At 67.1% G+C, this 20,425-nt stretch carries 18 protein-coding genes; 8 read left to right on the top strand and 10 right to left on the bottom strand.

Annotation, left to right across the window (positions count from 1 at the left end; all coding sequences use genetic code 11):
- Positions 1-96 precede the first annotated feature (96 nt).
- From QSK39_RS44195 to QSK39_RS44210, 4 genes are read left to right on the top strand one after another with little or no spacing between them, the layout of a single operon-like run.
- Positions 97-606 (top strand): hypothetical protein, encoded by a 510-nt coding sequence (locus QSK39_RS44195; RefSeq protein WP_285483790.1) that lies wholly within the window; start codon positions 97-99, stop codon positions 604-606.
- The gene (locus tag QSK39_RS44200) at positions 606-1,718 is read left to right on the top strand and encodes a peptidoglycan-binding protein (RefSeq protein WP_285483791.1); all 1,113 of its coding nucleotides are present in this window, start codon (positions 606-608) and stop codon (positions 1,716-1,718) included. The genes QSK39_RS44195 and QSK39_RS44200 overlap by 1 nt, the downstream gene beginning before the upstream one ends.
- Complete coding sequence (locus tag QSK39_RS44205; protein WP_285483792.1) at positions 1,715-2,404, top strand: ABC transporter ATP-binding protein; 690 nt, start codon at positions 1,715-1,717, stop codon at positions 2,402-2,404. The genes QSK39_RS44200 and QSK39_RS44205 overlap by 4 nt, the downstream gene beginning before the upstream one ends.
- Complete coding sequence (locus QSK39_RS44210; protein WP_285483793.1) at positions 2,401-3,603, top strand: ABC transporter permease; 1,203 nt, start codon at positions 2,401-2,403, stop codon at positions 3,601-3,603. The genes QSK39_RS44205 and QSK39_RS44210 overlap by 4 nt, the downstream gene beginning before the upstream one ends.
- A 723-nt stretch (positions 3,604-4,326) precedes the next feature.
- Here the strand turns inward: QSK39_RS44210 and QSK39_RS44215 are convergent.
- The 4 genes from QSK39_RS44215 to QSK39_RS44230 form a co-directional block, all read right to left on the bottom strand.
- Entirely contained in the window at positions 4,327-5,880 is a 1,554-nt protein-coding gene (locus QSK39_RS44215) for an NF041680 family putative transposase (protein WP_285483794.1), read from the bottom strand.
- Between the two features lie 68 nt (positions 5,881-5,948).
- Positions 5,949-6,248 carry a winged helix-turn-helix domain-containing protein gene (locus QSK39_RS44220; protein WP_502873370.1) on the bottom strand — a complete coding sequence of 100 codons (300 nt, stop codon included), beginning with the start codon at positions 6,246-6,248 and terminating at the stop codon, positions 5,949-5,951.
- A 203-nt stretch (positions 6,249-6,451) separates the two neighbouring features.
- Complete coding sequence (locus QSK39_RS44225) at positions 6,452-7,552, bottom strand: sensor histidine kinase (RefSeq protein ID WP_285483795.1); 1,101 nt, start codon at positions 7,550-7,552, stop codon at positions 6,452-6,454.
- Between the two features lie 55 nt (positions 7,553-7,607).
- Positions 7,608-8,267: a response regulator transcription factor gene (locus QSK39_RS44230; protein WP_285483796.1), complete on the bottom strand. Its 660-nt coding sequence runs from the start codon at positions 8,265-8,267 to the stop codon at positions 7,608-7,610.
- Between the two features lie 671 nt (positions 8,268-8,938).
- Between QSK39_RS44230 and QSK39_RS44235 the strand changes: the two genes are divergently transcribed.
- On the top strand, positions 8,939-9,061 hold the full coding sequence (locus QSK39_RS44235) for a hypothetical protein (protein WP_285483797.1): 123 nt from the start codon (positions 8,939-8,941) through the stop codon (positions 9,059-9,061).
- Positions 9,062-9,257: 196 nt separating this feature from the next.
- On the opposite strand, the gene QSK39_RS44240 is transcribed toward QSK39_RS44235, so the two are convergent.
- From QSK39_RS44240 to QSK39_RS44260, 5 genes are all read right to left on the bottom strand, one after another.
- Complete coding sequence (locus QSK39_RS44240) at positions 9,258-13,031, bottom strand: FG-GAP-like repeat-containing protein (RefSeq protein ID WP_285483798.1); 3,774 nt, start codon at positions 13,029-13,031, stop codon at positions 9,258-9,260.
- 223 nt (positions 13,032-13,254) lie between these two features.
- Positions 13,255-13,473, bottom strand: a complete 219-nt coding sequence (locus QSK39_RS44245) for a hypothetical protein (protein ID WP_285483799.1) — start codon at positions 13,471-13,473, stop codon at positions 13,255-13,257.
- Between the two features lie 487 nt (positions 13,474-13,960).
- On the bottom strand, positions 13,961-14,455 hold the full coding sequence (locus QSK39_RS44250; RefSeq protein WP_285483800.1) for a nuclear transport factor 2 family protein: 495 nt from the start codon (positions 14,453-14,455) through the stop codon (positions 13,961-13,963).
- A gap of 92 nt (positions 14,456-14,547) precedes the next feature.
- Positions 14,548-15,267: a DUF998 domain-containing protein gene (locus tag QSK39_RS44255; RefSeq protein ID WP_285483801.1), complete on the bottom strand. Its 720-nt coding sequence runs from the start codon at positions 15,265-15,267 to the stop codon at positions 14,548-14,550.
- Positions 15,268-15,303: 36 nt separating this feature from the next.
- Positions 15,304-16,368 carry a medium chain dehydrogenase/reductase family protein gene (locus QSK39_RS44260; protein ID WP_285483802.1) on the bottom strand — a complete coding sequence of 355 codons (1,065 nt, stop codon included), beginning with the start codon at positions 16,366-16,368 and terminating at the stop codon, positions 15,304-15,306.
- A 108-nt stretch (positions 16,369-16,476) separates the two neighbouring features.
- Between QSK39_RS44260 and QSK39_RS44265 the strand changes: the two genes are divergently transcribed.
- A complete protein-coding gene (locus QSK39_RS44265) occupies positions 16,477-17,175 on the top strand; it encodes a TetR/AcrR family transcriptional regulator (RefSeq protein WP_285483803.1) in 699 nt (232 codons plus the stop codon).
- 159 nt (positions 17,176-17,334) lie between these two features.
- Here QSK39_RS44265 and QSK39_RS44270 read toward each other — a convergent pair whose 3' ends face one another.
- Positions 17,335-18,435 (bottom strand): FAD-dependent monooxygenase, encoded by a 1,101-nt coding sequence (locus QSK39_RS44270; RefSeq protein ID WP_285483804.1) that lies wholly within the window; start codon positions 18,433-18,435, stop codon positions 17,335-17,337.
- Positions 18,436-18,912: 477 nt separating this feature from the next.
- Between QSK39_RS44270 and QSK39_RS44275 the strand changes: the two genes are divergently transcribed.
- Both QSK39_RS44275 and QSK39_RS44280 read left to right on the top strand, forming a co-directional pair.
- Positions 18,913-19,635, top strand: a complete 723-nt coding sequence (locus QSK39_RS44275; RefSeq protein WP_285483805.1) for a TetR/AcrR family transcriptional regulator — start codon at positions 18,913-18,915, stop codon at positions 19,633-19,635.
- Positions 19,636-19,841: 206 nt separating this feature from the next.
- On the top strand, positions 19,842-20,423 hold the full coding sequence (locus QSK39_RS44280; protein WP_285483806.1) for a hypothetical protein: 582 nt from the start codon (positions 19,842-19,844) through the stop codon (positions 20,421-20,423).
- The last annotated feature ends 2 nt before the right edge of the window (positions 20,424-20,425 follow it).

Below are 20,425 nucleotides of genomic sequence, written 5' to 3' on the forward strand. Positions count from 1 at the left end.
AAAGGATTTCTTGAACGTGTACCCAACCCCGCGGTTGCTCGAATATGCGGCACCCGCGGCGGAACCGTCGCGGCCCGGACTCCGAAGGAGCAACCTATGAACCAACGCTGGACCGAGACGCTCGCCGCCGCCGCGGCCCTCCTGCTGCTCGCCCTGCTGGGCGCGTGCGGCGCGACCAGCGACACGCCGACTTCGTCGAACTCGCCAGCGTCGACCGGGAAGCCGGCGTTCCACTCGTTCGACGAGTTCCAGCTTGCGTTCGCCTCGTGCATGCGCGAGCAGGGCGTCAATATGCGCGACCCGTCCGGCGGCGTGCAGGAGCTGGACGGAGGCGGGGACAAGGCTGCGTTCACCGAGGCGGCGAAGAAGTGCCGGGCCAAACTGGGTACTCCGCCACCCGCCCCACAGGGCACGGGCGCCGCGAAGTCCGACGAGCAACTGCTGGCCGACCAACTGAAGATCGCCCAATGTCTGCGCGAGCACGGCGTGAACGTCCAGGATCCGACTGCGAGCTCGCCCGTGGTCATACCGCCGAATACCCCGGACGATGTCCAGAAGACCTGTGCGCCCAACGGGATCGTCGGACGCGCCAGCGGGGGCAACTGATGTCCGAAGTCGCCGAACAGCCGACGACCGAGACCGGGCAAGCGCCTCGCCGGCGCCGGCTCGTGGCCGGGCTGGTCATCGTTGTCGTTGCCGCGGTCGGCGCTGTGGTCGCCATGATCGTGGCGAACCGGACCGGTGGCCACGGCGCCGGAGCCGCATCGGCGTTCACCGGGGCTACCGACCAGATCGTGCAGGGTGACCTCGCGAGCAGCACGAGCGTCTCCGGCACCCTCCGGTACGCAGACGGCCGCCCGATCCAGGCTGGTCGAGGTGGGATCGTCACCTGGGTGCCGGCCCCCGGCGCGGTCGTGCCCCTGGGCGGCAAGCTCTACGCCGTCGACAACGTGCCGGTGTTCCGGATGCGCGGCGGCCTGCCGGCCTGGCGCGAATTCGCCGACGGGATGGACCGGGGACCTGACGTTCTGGAGCTGGAAGAGAGCCTGCGTGGCCTCGGCTACTTCCGACAGAACCCCGATGACGTGTTCACCGCGGCCACGACCGAGGCGATCAAGCGCTGGCAGAAGGCCAACGGCCTCGAAAGCACCGGGCGTCTGCCGCTCGGTTCTGTCCTGTTCTCCGCGGGTGACCTCCGGATCGGCACGGTCAAGGCACACCTCGGCGACCAGGCCGGACCCGGCGGTGAACTGTTCGACACAACTGCCACAACCCGGATCGTCGACGCGACGATCAAGCTCGCCAGCCAGCAGCTCGCGGTCCCTGGCACGAAGGTCACCCTGGACCTGCCCGACGGCGCCACGACCGCCGGGACCATGGTCTCCGTCGGCGCACCGACCGAACGCAACGGATCAGGCGACCAGAAGGAAACCGTCATCCCGGTCGTCGTCGCGCTCGATGATCCGGCTGCGGCAGGACCCCTTCAAGAGGCGTCGGTGACCGTCGAGATCCCCAGCGATCGACGGCAGAACGTCCTTTCCGTCTCGATCGGCGCGTTACTGGCGATCACCCCACAGCAATACGGAGTCGAAGTCGTCGACGAGGACCAGACGACCCGGCAGGTCCCGGTGAAAGTCGGGCTCTTCGCCGGTGGGCGCGTGGAGATCTCCGGCGCGGGCGTCCACCCCGGCCAGCGAGTGGTGGTGCCGAACCGATGAACGCGATCATCGAGCTGGCGGATGTCCAGCGGTCCTACGGCGAACCCCCCGTGCTCGCGTGCGCCGGAGTCTCGCTCACCGTCGGTCGCGGTGAGTTCGTCGCGATCGTCGGGCCCAGTGGATCCGGAAAGTCCACCCTGCTGAACATCATCGGTACCCTCGACCGCCCCACGACGGGTACCGCCCGTATCGACGGGCAAGCCGTGGACGCCCTCGGCGACCGTGCCCTGTCCGCGTTGCGCGCGCACCGGATCGGCTTCGTGTTCCAGCAGTTCCACCTCGCCGAGGGCGTGACGGCGATCGACAACGTGGCGGACGGCCTCCTCTACACCGGAGTTCCGCGGGCCGAACGCCGGCGACGCGCGTTCACCGCGCTGAACCGCGTCGGCCTCGGGCACCGGCTCGGGCACCGCTCGAACCAGCTCTCCGGCGGCGAGCGCCAGCGCGTGGCTATCGCCCGGGCGGTCGTCGGCGATCCGCCGTTGCTGCTGGCCGACGAGCCGACCGGCAACCTCGACTCGGCGTCAGGCGCGGCCATCGTCGAGCTGCTCTACGACCTCAACGAGCAAGGCACGACAGTCGTCGTCATTACCCACGACACCCAGCTGGCCGAGGGGCTACCGAGGCGTATCGCAATCCGGGACGGTCACGTGGTCGCGGACTCGGCCGAGGCGGTGGTCTCATGAGCGTCGCGATCGCCCCGCCGCGGTTCCGTTCCCGTCTGCTCGGCCGCGACGTGCTCCGGCTCGGCACCACCGGGCTGCGTGCCCGTCCGATGCGCGCAATCCTGTCCGCGCTGGGCATTGCGATCGGGATCGCGGCGATGGTAGCCGTCGTCGGGATTTCGACGTCGAGCCAGGCTCGCCTGAACGCCGAGCTGGATCGGCTCGGCACCAACCTGCTGACCGCCTCGGCAGGCAAGAATCTGCTGGGCCAGAGCGCGAAGCTGCCGCCCGACACGGTCGGCAAGATCGGCCGGATCGCCGGCGTCGAGTCGTCGAGCAGCACCGCGACGCTCTCGGAGCCGGTATACCGTAGCCCACTGTCCGACCCCGCGGAGACCGGCGGGCTCTCGACGACGGTCGCCGACCAGTCGCTGCTCGCCGCGGTGTCGGGCAGCATCCGGGCCGGCAGATGGCTGAACCCCGCCACCGTCGGCTACCCCGCCGTCGTTCTCGGGCACAGCGCCGCCGAACGCCTCGGCGTCGTCACTCCGGGCACCCAGGTGTGGCTCGGCGGCATGTACTTCACCGTCGTCGGCATCCTCGACCCCGTCGCCCTCGTCCCGGAACTCGATCGCGCGGCGCTGATCGGCGCGCCGGTGGCGAAGCGACTGTTCGGCTTTGACGGCAGCCCGACGACTGTCTACGAACGGTCGGCGAACGACGCGGTCGACAGAGTCCGGACCCTGATCGGTCCGACGGTCTCCCCGCAGGCATCGGACCAGGTCGAGGTCTCGCGACCCTCCGACGCGCTCGCCGCTCGCAGCGCCGCCAATCAGGCGTTCACCAGCCTCCTGATCGGGCTCGGGTCGGTCGCGCTGCTCGTCGGCGGAATCGGCGTCGCGAACACGATGGTTATCTCGGTGCTTGAACGGCGGCGTGAGATCGGGTTGCGCCGGGCGCTCGGCGGGACAAAGTGGCACATACTCGTGCAGTTCCTGGGCGAAGCGCTGTTGCTTTCCGCGCTCGGCGGTGCCTTCGGGTGCGGCCTCGGCGCGGGGGTAACCGGGGCGTTGGCGCTAGTCAACGAATGGCCGTTCACTCTGCCCGCAGAGACGATCGCGGCAGCCCTCACTGCGACACTCGTGATCGGCGCGGTGGCCGGCTTCTACCCTTCAGTCCGGGCGGCGCGCACCCCGCCCACCGCTGCCCTCAACGCGTGACGGAGTAATCGACGCCGGACAAGAACAGATGAGCCATCGCCGAAGCACGCTCAGTCATCGTTGACGGCGACCTCGGCGAGGTACGGTGCCTGACCATCTCCTCGGCCGGACCGCCACCTGGGCTGGGTCCGGATGGCTATCCGTTCGGGTCAGTGCGCAATACTTCTCGAACTCACCTCGTTCCTCAGCGTCGCCGGTCAGCTGGATCAACGCTGTGGCGCGGAGCGTCGAGCACGCCGCGGATACCGAGCCGTGCTTCACTATCACGGGTGCCGGACCACCAGTCGACGGAGTCGCCGACTGGTGGTCCGCGCGGCACGAGGCCAGAACGGATCGCGGAATACTCGAAGAATGCTGCTCTGGATCGTGGCCACCCACGCTGGCGCGGTACGGCTCATCGACGGCACCACCGAACCCGCGCGCAGTCGGTCATCGCGCCTAACTCACCACGGGCAATTCCGAAGTGCGTGCTCGGCGGGCACGAAAGTCGGTCGCGCTAGCCTCCACCGAAAACTTCGGCGGCTGAATCAAGACGCTCACCGACCCGTGACTCTTCGCGATGCCGGACCAATTATTGTATCGGACGACGGTGGTCGGTATCGACGGGCCGCCTTACCGGCTGAGGCCTCATCAGTCCACTTCGGACAAGCAACCGTAAGGCACTGAACACATGTGTCTCCGAACGTCACCCCCAAGACTTACCCGCCCCTGCAAGCTTGAGTTTCAACCTGTTCGGCGGGGTCGTGGGTTGCGCGACCTGGTGTTCTTGCCATGCTTGGATTTTCGGGTGTTCGTGCTGGTGACGGTATGGACGTCATGGCGTGACGCGGGTCGTTGATTGGGTGTTCCGGCGGGACGTCCAGGGCCGGGCCGTGAGGGTTTCGGGACACCCGCCGGACAGGCGAGCTGTGGACGTAGGTTCCGAAAACCCCGACGGACCCGCGCTGGGGTGAGCCGGCCCGCTGGTCGGGGTTTCTCCCAGGGGCGGCGCAGATCCGCTGTGAGGTCGCGGGCCAGGCGCAGCTGGGTGTAGGCGATGAGAAGTAGCCAGGTCCAGCGGTCGGCTGCCTCGGGCGAGCGAAGTTTCGGGGTGGTCCAGCCGAGGGTTTGCTTGAGCATGCGGAAGGTGTGCTCGATGTCGAACCGGCGCAGGAACGCCTGCCAGGCCAGATCGACCTCGGCGTGATCGAGACTGGTGCGGGAATGCCAGAGCCACACGGGTTTCGGGATCGCGCCGGAAGGCAGGCGCTCGACCTGCAGCCGGATCACGGTGCCCTCGATGATCGGCAAAGGGCCGTCGTGGCCGGCCCAGGCGATGCGGTGGGTCAGCCGTGGGTGCAGCCGGTCCCAGGCCCGGATCAGCGCGGGACCGTAGAGCCGGGTCGTGGCGTCGATGGTGACATCCGGCTCGCCCCAGGTATTCGGGTCGCCGAAGGCGAACTCGTCGCCGTGGCGTCGGGGTCTGCCCATCGTGCCGAGCGGCTGCAGCGGAACCGGGCGGTGCAGGACCCGATCGGTGCGCATCCGCACCAGCACGGTGATCGGAAGATCGGCCAGCACGTGAGCCAGGCGGGGACCGTCGTAGCCGGCATCGGCGACCAGCAAGATGTCCGGGTCTCCCGGCCGCCAGTGCCCGGCCGCGATCAGGCGGCCCACGACATCACGGATCTGCCGGGCAGTCACGCTCGCGGCGTTGTCGCCGGGTGTGAGCCGGACCGCGTCCAGCGGCGCAGTGCATGAATGGCGTCCTGTTTCCAGGGCGACGACGACGGAGTAGGGCCAGCCCGACACCATCATGTGCTGGTCCTTGCCGCGGCCGTAGGTGTGACACAGGATCCGCTGCGAGCAAGTGTGTGCCTCGGGCCGCAGCCAGCAGGTCACATCCACCGCCAGCACCAGCCGCCCGGCGGCGGCCCGTGGCGGTGAAACCGCGGTCAGTGCGGTGCGCAGCCGGTTGATGTCCACCCGACCTCGGGCCAGCGCGGCATAGCCGCTGCCATGCCCTCGGCGGTGCTCACTGGCCAGGGACAGCTCCGCGACCGACCGTACTGGCCCGTCCGCGCACAACACCGCGTCGGTCAACTCGAACAACGCGTCCGCCCGACGGGTCAGACAGCGGTAGAACTCCTGCCGCAATGCCAAGAGCTCCCCGGCCACGCCGACGTCGCCGGCATGATGCACACTGATCAACTGAAGCCCTTGGTTCGATCTTCCATCTGTCGCAAGAAGGAATGATCGACCAAGGGCTTCACTCATGATCGACAGGGGTCCCGCCAACCACTCAAACGTTAAAACTCAAGCTAGGGCGCGTTCATCGCGTCCGGGCGGCAAGCCACGACAGGCCTCTACCGGTGCTCGACCAAGCTACGCGCATAGCCGGGACGCGGCGATGGGGCAGCCATGGCTATGAAGACACCGGTGTGTGCATCAGGGCGGGCCACCAGCGCAGGGTGAGGCAGCCCGCCATGCCGGGCCTGGCGTCCGGTAGCCGACGCCGGGCAGCGTGGCGATGACCGGGGCTCGCCGAGCTTCGACCGGAGGCGAGACATGGCCAGCCGGACCGCGTTGGTGAACGGATCCGCGTGCTCGTCCCACACCAAACGCAGCAACTCCTCGGCGCCGACGAGCGCGCCGTTCGCGGCCATCAGGATGGAAAGCTGCCGAAGTCCTTGTTCGACAACGGGACACTGCGGCCGCTGCGAGTGACCTGCCGGTGCGCCAAGTCGAGCACAATGTCCTTGTGACGCCACACCGGCGGCACGGCGGACCCACGTCGGGCGTAACTATGGTCTATGAACTCGGCGGGGCACTGCACTCACCCTGGCTGCGGACCGTGCCAGCACCCGTCCTAGTTCGTGGGCACGGCGTGCGGAAGGTCGAGGTGTACTGTCAGGCCGCCATCGGGGTTGGGGTTGAGTCGAAGTGTGCCGTCGTGCGCCAAGGCCACTCCGGACACGATCGCCAACCCGAGCCCGTGGCCCGATCTTCGAGTAAGCGTGCGGCCCGTGCCCCGGACGAATGGCTCGGTGAGTGATTCCAGGGACGCCGGGGACACAAGTGGGCCGGTGTTCGTGACCGTGACGCGCGCGGATCCGTTGTGGGCCGAGAGTCTCACGCTCGCGCTGCCCCCAGGTCGATTGTGGCGAACGGCGTTGCGGGCGAGGTTCGAGATGGCCTGGCGGATCAGCACAGGGTCGCCCACGGCGGTCGTCGCGCCGACTGGCGCGGGTAGATCTATGTCGCCGGACTTCGCCTCGGTCCAGAGCTCGCGCACGACAGCGGCGGCGATCGGCGCCAGGTCGACCGGCCCGCCGGTTAGCGTGCTGCCGTCTACGTCCGCGAGGTCGAGAAGCGCGTCGACCGTCTCGATGCTCGACTGGTTCACCTCCCGCACGCGCTCGGCCAGCGCGCGAAGTTCGTCGGCGTTGGAGACTGGGTCGGCCAGCGCCACGTCGATCATTGTCTTCGTCGTCGCCAATGGGGTTCGCAGTTCGTGCGACGCGTTCGCGGCAAAGCGGCGGTGGGTCGCGAACGCGCGTTGCAGGGATGCCTGCATGCGGTCGAAGGTGTCGGAGAGGTCGCGGATCTCGTCCCTCGGCCCCTGCAATCCCACTGGGTGGTTGAGGTCGCCGGTCGCGGCGCGAGTGGCGGCGGCGTTGATGGCCGCGAGCGGTTTGATGATCCGACCGGAAACGATCCAGCCAACGACGCCACTAAGGATTGCCAGGATCATCAGAGCGACCAGCGAGACCGCTAGGAGCACATCCAGGAAGTCGGTGGGGCTGGTGATCGCCACCGCGTTGGACGAAGGACTAGTGCGTCCCATTTCCATCGGTATCGGCGACTGCACGTCCCCGATGATCAGGTAGGTCGGTACAAAGCGCATGAAGAGGTAGACGATCGCGGTGAAGGCAGCCCCGCAGCCGGTGACCATGCCTGCGTAGCTCAACGTCAACCTGACTCGGATTGGTAGCCTGCGGTCCCCCGAGCGCTGTGGCCGCACATCAAGCCCCGAACCGGTAGCCGACGCTGGGAACCGTCTGGATGACCCACGGCTCGCCCAAGCGCTTGCGGAGGTTCGAGATGGTGACCCGTGTCGTGTTCGTGAACGGGTCGGCGTTCGCGTCCCAGGCCTTCTCCAGCAGCACCTCGGCGCTCAGCACTCCACCGTCGGCATTCATGAGGACCTGCAGCACAGCGAACTCCTTCTTGCTCAGCCGGACCAGTCTGCCCTCGCGGTAGACCTCGCGGCGGAACGCGTCCAGCCGGACGCCGTGCGACTCCAGTATTGGCGGTCGGGCGGGCTGTGTGCGGCGTTCGAGCGCTCGCAGCCTGGCGACCAGCTCCGGGAATTCGAACGGTTTCATCAGGTAGTCGTCGGCACCGAGCTCGAAGCCTGCCACTCGCTCGCCGAGGGTACGGGCGGCCGTCAGCATGAGCACACGGAGCCGCGGGTAGTCGGCCACGATCCTGGCGCAGACCTCGTCGCCGTGGACGCCCGGCAGGTCACGGTCGAGCACGACGACGTCGTAGTCATTGACGGCGACCGACTCCAGAGCGGCGGTGCCGTCGTGGACGACGTCGGCGGCGATGGTCTCGCGTCGGAGGCCTATGCGGATCGCGTCGGCGAGGTACGGCTCGTCTTCGACAATCAAGACGCGCATGCGAGTTGCTCCTCTACCAGGTTGGGACGATCCCAGGCAATCACATCGTCTGTTCTGGATTCATAAAGACTTTCCTGAACGTTCCGGGAACAAACCGGTTGGTCGACTGCTCGGCGTCCGCGGCACTACCCACCCAGACTCGATCCCGAAGGAGCAACACCTGGCGAAGCGCCGGATCTCCGCCCTTGCCGCGATGGTGGCGGTTCCCCTGCTCGCCTCCCCTCTCGGGGGTGCGGAGCGGCCGACACCATCTCGAACACGGCCGCGTACTCGACGGCCTCGTCGGGGGAAGCGGGTAGCGACAGTGGTGCCGAGAAGCCTGAACCGCGAGGTCGCACACGCGCTGCAGTAAAGCATACGGACGGGTGAGAAAATTTGCTCGCGGCGATGTACGGCCGCAATCAATTAGCGAATCCCTTGATCGACACACGCTTTGAGGAGGGGTGTCGACGTCATTATCTGACAAGATGCACAAAGCATGTCTTGTGATTCACCGCCGGTGGTACGCCGGTATCCGAAGTCGAGGGAGTAGATGCTATGACCAAAAATAGATCGTCGAACCGTTCTCCTCGGAAGTGCCGCGGTCGCGGCGTTAACGGCGACATCCACCATTCTGGCGCCAGGGCCCAGGCAATCACGCCACGAACATCGCGGCTTCACACTAAGTGGGGATGTCGAACCTGCTGCCGTGCGAATCCAAGGCCGCCGAGTTTCTTCGACGCCGGCAAGGTATCGAACGGCCCCAGTCCCGGCGCGCCTTTTCCGCCCGTCTAAAGGAAGCCAAGAAGAAGTGAGAGCTGAGGGCGACGGAGGCGCCTTCGGCTCCCGCTCCGACGAGCTCGGCACTCCTGGCGGCGTGAAGAACCACACAGCGACCCCTCGCGAGAGCCCCCGAGACCTTCTTGTTCCCGAACGGATACTTTCCCCGTCTGGCCCCGCTTCGGAAATCCGAAGCGGGGCCAGACCCTCAACCGAGACGGCCGGAACCACTCATGACGGTCCGCCGTTGCGGTAGCCGATGACCGACGTGTCGGGCCGGATGTTGATGTAGTCGGCTTTCCCGTCGTTGTCGAGGTCGGCGAAGTGGATCTGCTGAGCGGGGGCACCGCCTTGCACGCCACCAGCGATCAGCCCCAGTTCCGTCCACGGGATGGGACCGGGTTGCGCCGGGACACCGCCGTTCCGGTACGCGGTGGCCGAACTGCCGTCGTGGACGTAGATGTAGTCGGCCCGCCGGTCGCCGTTGAGGTCGGCGAAGTGGATCGACTGGCCGGGGGCACCACCTTGCACGCCACCGGCGATCAGCCCTTGCCCGGTCCACGGGATGGCAGCGCTGCCGGCCGGGGAAGGGACACCGCCGTTGAGGTAGCCGTCCGCCGAACTGTCCGAACGCACCACGATGTAGTCGGCACGCCGGTCGCCGTTCAGGTCGGCGAAGTCGATCGCCCCACCGCGGGGGATGCCTCCCTGGACGCCACTGGCGACCTGGCCCAGCGGAGTCCAGGGAATCGGTCCGCTGCCGGGGGAAGAGGGAACGCCGCCGTTGAGGTAGCCGGTGACGGAGCTGTCCGGATGCACCACGACATAGTCGGCACGCCCGTCACCGTTCAGGTCGGCGAAGAGAATCTTCCCGCCGGCCGGGATACCTCCATCGACACCGCCGGCGATCAGCCCCAGCGGGGTCCAGGGGATGGCGGCGCTGCCAGGGGGTGAAGGAACGCCGCCGTTGAGATAGGCGGTGACGGAGCTGTCCGGATGCACCACGACATAGTCGGCACGCCCGTCACCGTTCAGGTCGGCGAACTGGATCTTTTCGTAGGAGATGCCGCCGGCGATCAGTCCGAGTTCGGTCCACGGAACGGGAGCCGCGCCGGCCGGGACGCCGCCGTTGAGGTACGCGGTGGCCGAGCTGTCGGAGTGGACGTAGACGTAGTCGGCGCGCCCGTCGCCGTTGAGGTCGGCGAAACGGATCTGCGCGGCGGGCGCGCCCCCGTTCACTCCCCCGGCGATGAGTCCTTGCGCGGTGAAGTCGACGGGAAGGTTGGTGTCTTCGGGGCGGACGTACTTGGTGATGTAGGCGGTTGCCGAGCTGTCGGGCCTGAGGTAGATGATGTCGGCCAGCCCGTCGCCGTTGAGATCGTGAGTGAGGACCTTCTCCCCGGTTACGGGGTTGTCGTCCCGGAACGGGCCGATCACTCCCAGTTCCGTCCACGTGATGGCGGCGCTGCCGGGAGTGGCGCCGTTGAGGTAAGCCCTGATTTGGTTGTTGGCGAGCACCACGAGGTAGTCGGCGCGGCCGTCACCGTTGAGGTCCGCGAACTGGACCCTGGCGCCCGCGGGCAGGCCTCCCTGCACGCCGGTGGCGATCACTCCCAGCTCGGTCCACGGGATCGGGGCGCTACCGGGGGTCGTGGGGACGCCGCCGTTGAGATAGGCCGTCACCGAACTGTCGGGATGGATCACGAGGTAGTCGGCTCGGCCGTCGGCGTTGAGATCCGCGAACTGGATCGTGGCGCCCTTCGGAAGTCCGCCGTTCACCCCACCGGCGATCAGACCCAGCTCGGTCCACGGGATCGGGCCGCCGCCGGCGACGCCGCCGTTGAGGTAAGCCGTCGCCGAACTGTCGGCGTTGACGGCGATGTAGTCCGCCCGGCCGTCGCTGTTGAGATCGGCGAACTGGATCTTCTCGTCGGCACCCGCGCCGACGGGACGGCCATCGGCCGGGCCCGTGGACGGCGGCGCGGGCAGGTTGCTGTCGGAGACCCCGCCGGCGATCAGACCCAGTTCGGTCCACGGGATCGGCCCACTGCCGATATCCGGGGGATCCGCGACGCACCCGGCGCCGGACGTCGGCGGCTTCGCGGCGCTGAGCCAGTCATCGGCGGCGGCCTGCTCGATGGCGGCGTTCCAGGCGTCGGCCATCTTGGTGTATCCGACGTCGTTCGGGTGCAGGCCGTCCTGCATGTTCGCCGTCGTCACCTCGCTCATGTCCACCCACGCCACGTGGGCACCGCCACTGCGCAGGAGATTGACCCGGTCGCCGGCGCGGGTGTTGAACGCCGTCATGTCGGCGGCGATCGTCTCCGACCACGTCGTCCCCAACATCGACCCGACCAGGACGGTCACTCCCGGGTCGTCGGCGCGGATGGCCTCGATCAGGTTCATCAGCCGATCCGGCGCGGCACCGAGGTCGAGGTTCGCGTTGATGTCGTTGGTGCCGATGTGCAGCAACACGACGTTCGGCAGCAAACTCTGGACCGTGCAGTGCTCGATCGCGGCCAGTTGACCGATCTGCCAACCGGGATGTCCTTCGTTGGCCGGCTGAGCCATCGTGCCGGAGGTCTGCGCACCGACGAACTGGTAGCGCCGGCCGCTCTGGTCCAGTTCGGACTGCAGGGCACCGCGGTAGCTCGACGAGGTGGAACTCCCGACTCCGTAGGTGATCGAGTCGCCGAACGGCAGGACTCGCAGAGGCACTTCGGTGAGCCATCCGTAGACGACGGCACTGCCGATGACGCCGATGAGTGCGTTGGCGATCTGACGCTTCCCGGCGGCGTTCGGGGTCAACCCGTCGTCCGACAAAGAGGCTGAGGTCAGGGCCCCCAGATCCGCCAGCAGGATGTGCCGGCCGTTGCCGCCGCGCTGCCGGTCGGCAACCACTCGCCGGATGTCCGCGTTGTAGGAGTCGATCCGGGCCTGGATCGCGGCGTCCCGGGCGGGTCCCAGGGTGGCGACGATCACCAGCGCGTCCGGGTTCTGCTCGCGGATCTTGTCGAGCATCGCCGTCAGCCGTGCCGCCGCCCCAGCGGTCTGCCCGGTCTTCATGTCCTGCGTTCCCGCCTGGACCAAGACGACGTTGGGATGGTATTGCGGCACCGCCGTGTCGGACCGTTTCGCGATGGCGCTGATGTCCTCGCCGGGAGTCCCTTCGTAGTGAGGGTCACCGTCGGCTCCCGACCCTTGCGAGCCGACGAAGCTGACCGACCGGCGAATGATGCCGCTGAACGAGGAGAAGTAGCTGAGCAGCGACGGCTCCATCAGACCGATCACGGAACCGCCCGTCACGCTGTGGCTTTCGGCCAAGGAGTCACCGATGGGCATCACCTTGAGGTCCGGAGGCTCCGCGGCCGCCGCGGGACGCAGATTGCCCAGCATCACCGGCACGTGGTCGGAGTTGCGGCCTGCCAGACGGTTGATCGGGATGTCCACCGCAGGATGATGGTCGGTGACGAAGTAATCGTATTCCTCACCGCTATCGTGGGTGGGCAGACCGGTGGCGAGGATTGCCGCACCCTGTGGGAAGGCTGGTTGGTTCCCGAGGTCAGCCGGCTCGCGGTTGAAGTCGCCTCCGACAGTCCAGTTGTACTGCGGGTTCCAGCTGCGGACCGCGGTGGCGACGGCAGCGACGAGGCCGGCAGCGTCGTTGCCGCTGGGCGAGAAGGCGTGAACGTTGAAGTACCAGTCGTTCCCGAAGCGCACACCGAGTGCGGGCCGTCCTCCGGCTATGGGATTATCGACGACGCGGATTTCGTCCGCGTCGTGACGAGTGACTATGACGAGGTTGACTCGGCCACCGGTGTGGGTACCGCCATTGCGATCGGTCTGCAGGAAGTAGACTTGGTACGGGCCAGGACCCCGGGTCGTGCTTCCCCGCTGCCATTGCCAGTGTCGGACTACGTAGCCATTGCTCAGAATGGCGGCCTGCTCAGATCCGCCGGGCGGGCCGTACGGACCAACCTCCTGAATCAGGACGATGTCGGCCATCTGGATATGAGGCAACGTCGTGGAGTCCCACTTGCTGTCGTTCTCAGCTCGACCCGCGTTCGCCCCTCGGGTGTTGCTCGTGATGACCGTGGTCTGATCCACGGGCGCAGCCACTGATCGACCGGCGCCCGGAACGACGACGAGCACCGCCACCATTGCTATCAGCAGGGCACTGGTAAGCACTGCCCGAGTTCTGGTCGTCGACCGCCACAGCACCGGAGTTCTACGCGGCATGGGTTCTCACCACCGCGTCAGACAGCCATCCGCCCGAACCTGCCCCCACGCACTTGAGCGCCATGGCCTCCGAGAGGGTCAACGCGCGGATGCGATCCTTGGCGAATTCGAGGGTGGCAACGTACGGCGCAGTAGTCGGCGGCCCGGCATGGGCAGCAGGGCCGGTCGTCATCGCGACGACGCGCGCCAACTGTTGATGGTTGATCATGCAGACTCCAACAAAGGCTCAATGGGTTGCGAGGCAGAGTGACGTTAGTTCGCCGACCTGCGCGTGGAACAGTTCCGAATCTTGCCATTCGTGATACTTCTTGACGGCTGACGAGGTTGATCGTCAAATTTCTCAATGATCCGGCGATAAACGTCAGGACGAGCCTGACACATCGGCTGAGCGGAACGTAGTCACAACCGTCCACGGAATGAAATCCAGCTTGGTCAGGTCATACTCCGATAGCGGCGTGAAGATGGCTTGCACGAACTGTAACGGTATCTTGCATTACCCCCCTTAGGGGTCGGGATACCCGAACCGGAAGGACGCGGAACAGCCGGTCGGCGATCCGGTCAGGCCGCAGATGGGTTGGACGCACGACTGCGACACTGGCCGGGATCGAGCGATCATCCAAGGCGCGACCGCTCGCCCGGGTGGAGCGCGACGGCCCCATCCACCGCGCCTCACCTCGGCATGATCGGGGATACGCTCAGGCAGCCGGCGGGGTCCAGTCAGCCGGCAGGCCGGACTGGGCCAGCACCGTGGCGAGGCTGTAGTAATCCTTGTCAACGGCGATCAACCCGTGCCGGAGTTCGAGGATCGTCGTGGTAGGCACCGCGAACGGTGTCGGTGCACCGTGGATGTGGCCCGAGTAGACCGTCTCGATGGCGACGTGGTCACCACTGCGGAACGACTCTTTGACCACGACGTGTACGTCCGCGATCAGCAGGTCGGTGCGTTGCTTCCAGGAGGCGACTCCTTCCTGGCCCGTCGAGACCACATTGACGGCGAAGTCGGTGTAGGTGGCGTCGGCGGTGAACAACCTCGCCAGCGCCTGAGGGTCGGTGCCGCTCCACGCGGAGGCCCAGGCCGCCACGATGCCGGTGGGCCGACGTTCACCGTTTCGCTGGCCCGCGGACGCGCTACCGCTCGGGACGGCGACACTGATGGCGGCGACCGCGAGAACGGCCAGGACGCGCTTCACTACAGAGTTCTTCATGGTGATTCCTCACTAGTGGATGTGATCGGCAATTCACGGGCCGGACGGGCGCTGCCCAGCCCGTAGCGGTACGAGAGTCAATGCCGCGCCGAAGCGGAAGGGCGTTCGAGCAGCAGGCGCATTGGCTGGGTGACGTGCAGGGCGAAACCGCCGAAGCAAAGCTGCCACAACAGGAAGACGTATACGGCCACCCGTTCGGGAATGCCGGGCGGAACCAGCCCGAAGATCGCCGGCCACAACACCGTGACCAGCAGACCCACCGCGCCCAAGCCGACACCCAGGCCGCCCACCGGCGCGGGAATTTGGAGTCGCCGCCACTGCCGGCTGACGAGAATGGCAAGGGTGTTGGTACCTGCGATCGCCAGGGTCGCACCAAGGTAGTGCAGCCACAATGTGCCCTGCGCCGCGGTCTGAGGTGAGCTGGGCACGACGCCGGTCACCACGAATCCCACAGCGGTGATCACGCCAACCCCCCGCACCAGCGCCCGCGACCGGCCGGCGAGCACGCGCCCAAGCAACCAGGCCGCGCACCCGACCAGTGCTCCTTGGACGAAGAACGCCGAGTTCATCAGCATGTGCCACGGGGAGCAGACCATCCGTCCGTCGTAAGCGCCACACTGCGGATTACCCAAGTCACTGACATAGTTCCCGCTGTAGCTGTACCGCGGCGTCGTCCACGCGGCGGCCCCCAAGGTCTCACTGACGATGAACGCCAGTGCCCCCAGCACGAGGGCTATCGCGGCGACAGCGAGCGTCACCGAGGCACTGCGGCTGACCGTGGCAGGTCTGTCGGACATTGCTGAATTCCTTGTAGGTGGGGAGGACCCGGCAGCTCACGGCACCAGGATGATCTTGCCGAGCGCGGTCCGCCCGGAGGTCTCGGACAACTCCATCGCTACTGCGACCTCGGTCAGCGGGAAGCGGGCGGCAATCTGCGCTGTGAGTACTCCGTCGCGCAGCAGGCCGAAGACGGCCAGGAGGTCGTCGCGCGTCCGGGCCCGGAACGTGGCGCGTTTGGCCGAGCCGGGTTTGCCCGCTCCGGCCCAGACGTTGTAGAAGCTCGCGCGCTTGCCGGTCGGCAGGTAGTTCAAGAACGCCAGCTTCGCCATCAGCTTGAGGAAGACCGGGACCACGGGGCCGGTCTCGTCGATCTTGCTCGCGAGGCTGTAGGAGACCAGCGTCCCGGTGCGGTTGAGTAGCTGATAGGACGTGTCGATGCTGGCGCCGCCGAGATGGTCGAACACGGCGTCCACCCCGTCCGGAGCCAGCGCTCGCACGCGTGCGGTCAGATCGGGGGCGTGGTAGTCGATCGGCTCCACGCCCAGTGCGCGCAGTGCCTCGTGGTGGCGGGGGTTGGCGGTGCCGATCACGCGGACGCCGGCGTGCCGGGCGAGCTGCACCAGGATCGTGCCCACGCCGCCGGCCGCGCCCAGCACGAGCACCGTCTGTCCGGATTGGACCTTCGCGCTGCGGTGCAGCATCTGGTAGGCGGTGAGCCCGTTGACGATCAGCGTCTCGGCGTCGTCCGCGTCGATCCCGTCGGGGACTTCGACCAGGTCGGCGGCGGTCAGCAGGACGGCCGTGGCCCAGCCGCCGGTCTTGGTCAGTGCGGCGACCCGGCGGCCGACCAGTGCCGAGTTCACGCCGGGGCCGACGGCCTCGACGACACCGACGAGGTCGTAGCCGGGAACGAACGGGAATGGCGGCTGCGGATAGTAGCGGCCACGGCGCATGCCACTCTCGGCGGCCGACACGGCGGTCGCCTCGACTCGTACCCGAGCCTGGCCGGCCTCCGGAGCGGGCAGCTCGCGCCGGATCAGTTGCAGACCGGAGGGTTCGACCTTGCCCGGCAGGACCACCTCGGTGACGGTCATGGTCGTGGCGTACTTCTCGGTCACGGCGGGCTCCTCAAGCTTGGGCGATCTTGCGTTACTCTGTTAATGATCGTAACTATGCATTGAAGTGTCATACTGCGTCAACCCGTAACTCGAAATGAGGTTCCCGCCATGACCGAGCAGGACCTGACCCGACGTGACCGACACCGGCTCCGGACCATTGCCGAGATCAAAGAAACGGCCTTGACCCAGGTGCGGACAGGCGGACCGGAGGCGGTGTCGCTGGCCGCGGTCGCGCGGAGCATGGCGATGTCGCCGCCCGCGCTGTACCGCTACTTCGCCAGCCGCAACGAACTGCTCGCCGAACTGACCGTCGATATACACCTGGCACTGGCCGACACACTCGAGGCCGCCGCGTCCGGCTGCACCTCTCCCGTGTCACGGCTCCGGGCCGTCGCCGGCGCCTACCGGAACTGGGCCCTGACCCAGCCACACGCCTACCGCCTGACCTGCGAGTCCCCACACGAATCCGGCCATGACCACTCCGGCGACCGCATCGTCTCGGCGGCCCAGCGGAGCATGGACGTGCTACTGGATGCCGTGACCGAAGCCGGTGATCCGCCCCACGCTGCGATCCCGGCCCAGCTGCACGCGCAGCTGTACTGCCGGGCCGGCAATAGCGGTCACCGCAGCCGGTCGGCCGGCGAGCTGCACTTCGGCCTGGTGTGGTGGAGCAGATTGCACGGACTGATCAGCCTGGAACTGGGCCGACACACGGCGGCCACTGGTGTTGATCCCGCCCTGCTCTACCGGAGCGAGGTCGAGGCGATGATCAGCAGCCTGTGCAGTCGTCACGACGTCACCACGTGACGGCCGGGCCGGAGCGTCAAGAGACGCAGGACACGGCAAAACTCCCGACACGACGGCGGCCGAAACATCGAAGCCCCGCGGCTGGCCGGCCTGGACCAGAAACCGCCATCGGATCACTCTCGGCATCCGTGCGACAGCGCAGAGCACACGCGGCGATGGTCATTGAGCGGCCGCCTGGAATCGCGCGTTGCGAGCCGCAATGTCCTCCCAGGTCACCGGCACGACCAGGTTCGCGCCACCGACGACGCTGGCCTGCGCAACGCGCACGTAGGTGCGCTGACGGGCTTCGTAGCGTTCGAAAGCAGCGACGAGATCGTCCTCCTCGAGCTCCTCGGCGAGGAAACAGGTGCCAAGCAGAGCAAGGGAGGTGCCGCGGCCGGACAGTCCCGAGGCGGCGTGCGCGGCGTCGCCGACGAGGACCACCCGGCCACGATGCCAACCCGGCAGGTGGATCTGACTCGCGGAGTCGAAGTACAGCTCCGCGTCGGCGTTCGCGGCCGCGATGAGCTCGGGGATCCGCCACTCGTCGTGTCCCGCGAACGCGTCGGCGAGGATTTTCTTCTGCGCGTCCAGATCGTGGTAGTCGTAGTCGAGCGGATCCGAACGGAACAGGAACACAGCGAGCGCCCGATCTCGGTAGCGCATGATGCTCGCCATGTGGCCGGGGAAGTTGTAGGTGGGGTTCAGCCCGCCGGCGCCGGCCTCCGCGGGCAGATCCGCGATCGCGGCGTACACCCCCAAGTGCTTGACGAAGTCCCGCTCCGGCCCGAAGGCCAGCCGCCGCACCGCGCTGTGGAGCCCGTCGGCGCCGATGACCAGGTCGAACCGTTCGGTGCGGCCGGACACGAAGCCCACGTCGACGCCCATGCCGTCATCGGTCAACGCCGCCACGGACTCGCGGAACCGGACATTCGCGTCGGCCGGCAAGGCGTCGGCGAGCACCGCCGCGAGATCCTCGCGCGCGATCTCGATGTCGTCGTCGGAATCGCTGATTTCGGCGACCGGGAGCGTCGCGAGGACCGTCCCGTCGGCGTCGACAAAGGCTCCACTCTCGGTCATCCGCAGCCGCTGGTCGCGGATCTTGTCCCGCAGGCCCATCTTTTCCGTGATGGCGACCGCATCGCCGCGAACGTCGATCGGCGAGCCGTTGACCCGGAAGTGCGAGGACCGCTCGACGATCGTCACGCGGTGCCGCCGTGCCCCCAGGTTGACCGCAGCCGACAACCCGGCCACCCCAGCCCCCGAGATGAGAATGTCCATGGTGACCCTTTCAACTTAATGCAACATTTTGTCTCTTTAAGAGTAGCGTAGCTGACAGTCGAGCGACTGCCCGCCACGACGCAGCACTCGACGAGAGCGCGCCGGAGCCCCCTTGCGTCCGCGCGTCAATGGGACCTGCGGCTCACCATCGGAGTCTTCCGGAGGTAGTGGTCCGCGGAGCCGCACTGACCACTCGAGGAATGAGGACGCTCTTTCGAAGAGCTGCCCACCTAAGGGTTCGAACGGCCGTATCACCGATGGCCAACCCCCGTCCTTCCCGACTTCGGGAGGCCGCGCACACCTGCCAAACCTGGGCGTTGAGCAGGCTCCCGACTCGCCATGACACTCCAGCTGCAGTGCGACTGCATGTGCATGTGCATGTGCCCCCGTGGTCCGAAGCGTCACTAGTTCACTGTGTTAACTCCCGTAACATAGTGAACCAATCGTCAGAGACCTATGGCCCATTACGATGCGATGATGACTAACCACCCACCGGCGATGAGCCGGCGCGAACGACTGCGGGCGCAGGCCCTTCAGGATATCGAGGACTCTTCCTTCGCGATCATCGATGCGGATGGCGTTCACGCGCTCACTGTCGCAGCGCTGGCCCGTAGCATGGCAATGTCCGCACCGGCGCTCTATCGATACTTCCCTTCAAGAGACGCACTGGTCGCGCACTTGATTGGTCTGTCCTACCAACAGCTGACGGCGACCCTGGCGCACGCCACCGAAAACAGCACCGGAACGCCACGTTCGCGGGTGCGACTCATCGTTGCCGCCTACCGCGATTGGGCACTGCGCTACCGGCGACGCTACGGGATGCTCTTCGCTGAGCGCGCTGCCGACGCTCCGCCGGAGACACCCCACCCCACTCCACTGGACCAGGCGATGGCCCTGCTCATCGACACCCTGGGCGCTATCCGGGATCCCGTGCCCACCAGCACTACCAGTGGCGACCACAGCCTCGACGCGCAATTACGGCAGTGGGCTCGCTCTCAAGAACGGCCGGACACCGCGCCGGGTGTCGGGATCGCGGCAATCCTGCTCTGGACACGGGTGCACGGAATCGTCGGCCTCGAGCTCACCGGCGTGTTCGACGCCAGGACTATCGAGGCGCAGCGGCTGATCGACGTGGAGATCGACAATGCCATCCGGTTCCTGAATCCCGCGGATCCCAGGGAACTCCATGACTCGCCATGAGAACGAGCCGGCCTCGACGGTGTAGACGAACCTGGGTGGTGTCAACGGCACCGGCAGCGCGCGACGAAGCCGACCGTGAAGCGGACGTCGTCCGCCGGAAGGGCTACTCACGATGTCCGCCGCGCGACTGACGAACCCAGCACCTATCGCCGATATCGTAACGGCAATCGCCGGCATTCCCGGCACCCCTCGCCTGCGGAGAAGGAATGGCTGACAACGCCGAGACGCCGAATATCCGTCATACCACCGATCGATCCTCCGGACCGGCACCGGCAGCCCGAGCGTTGCGGGTCGCCACGATCATCGTCACCGTCGCGGTCGGGATGTTCGCCGCCCTCAACATTCACGAACTGGGCCACACCGCCGTCGCGTGGCTCGCCGGTGACCACCATGCCTCCTACGAACTGCGCTGTGCGCCCGCCGGATTCGGCTGCAACCACTTCGACGCCAGCGGGATGAGCGTGCCCTCGAAATTGGCGGTCTGCTGCGGGGGCTGCCTGGTCACGCAGATCATCGCCTGGTCACTCGTGCTGGTTCGCCGGCGCGCCGGCAGACGGTGGCGGCTGGTGCTGACCCCGTTGATCGCGGTGTTCGCCGTCGACCTCTTGCTGCAGTTCTTGCAAGCCATCTTCACACCCTTGCCGGAGTACGACCTGACCAAAGTGGACTTCACCGCCGCCGCCACACTCCTGGACTGGTCGCAGTCGTTCTCTCTTGTCGTCTTCGTAACCGGCACCCTCGCCTACATCGCCGTCTGGGTACGCCTGGGCTACCGTTCACGACCGTGACT

It is taken from the genome of Amycolatopsis sp. NBRC 101858 (assembly GCF_030269325.1).
Taxonomy (GTDB): domain Bacteria; phylum Actinomycetota; class Actinomycetes; order Mycobacteriales; family Pseudonocardiaceae; genus Amycolatopsis; species Amycolatopsis ponsaeliensis.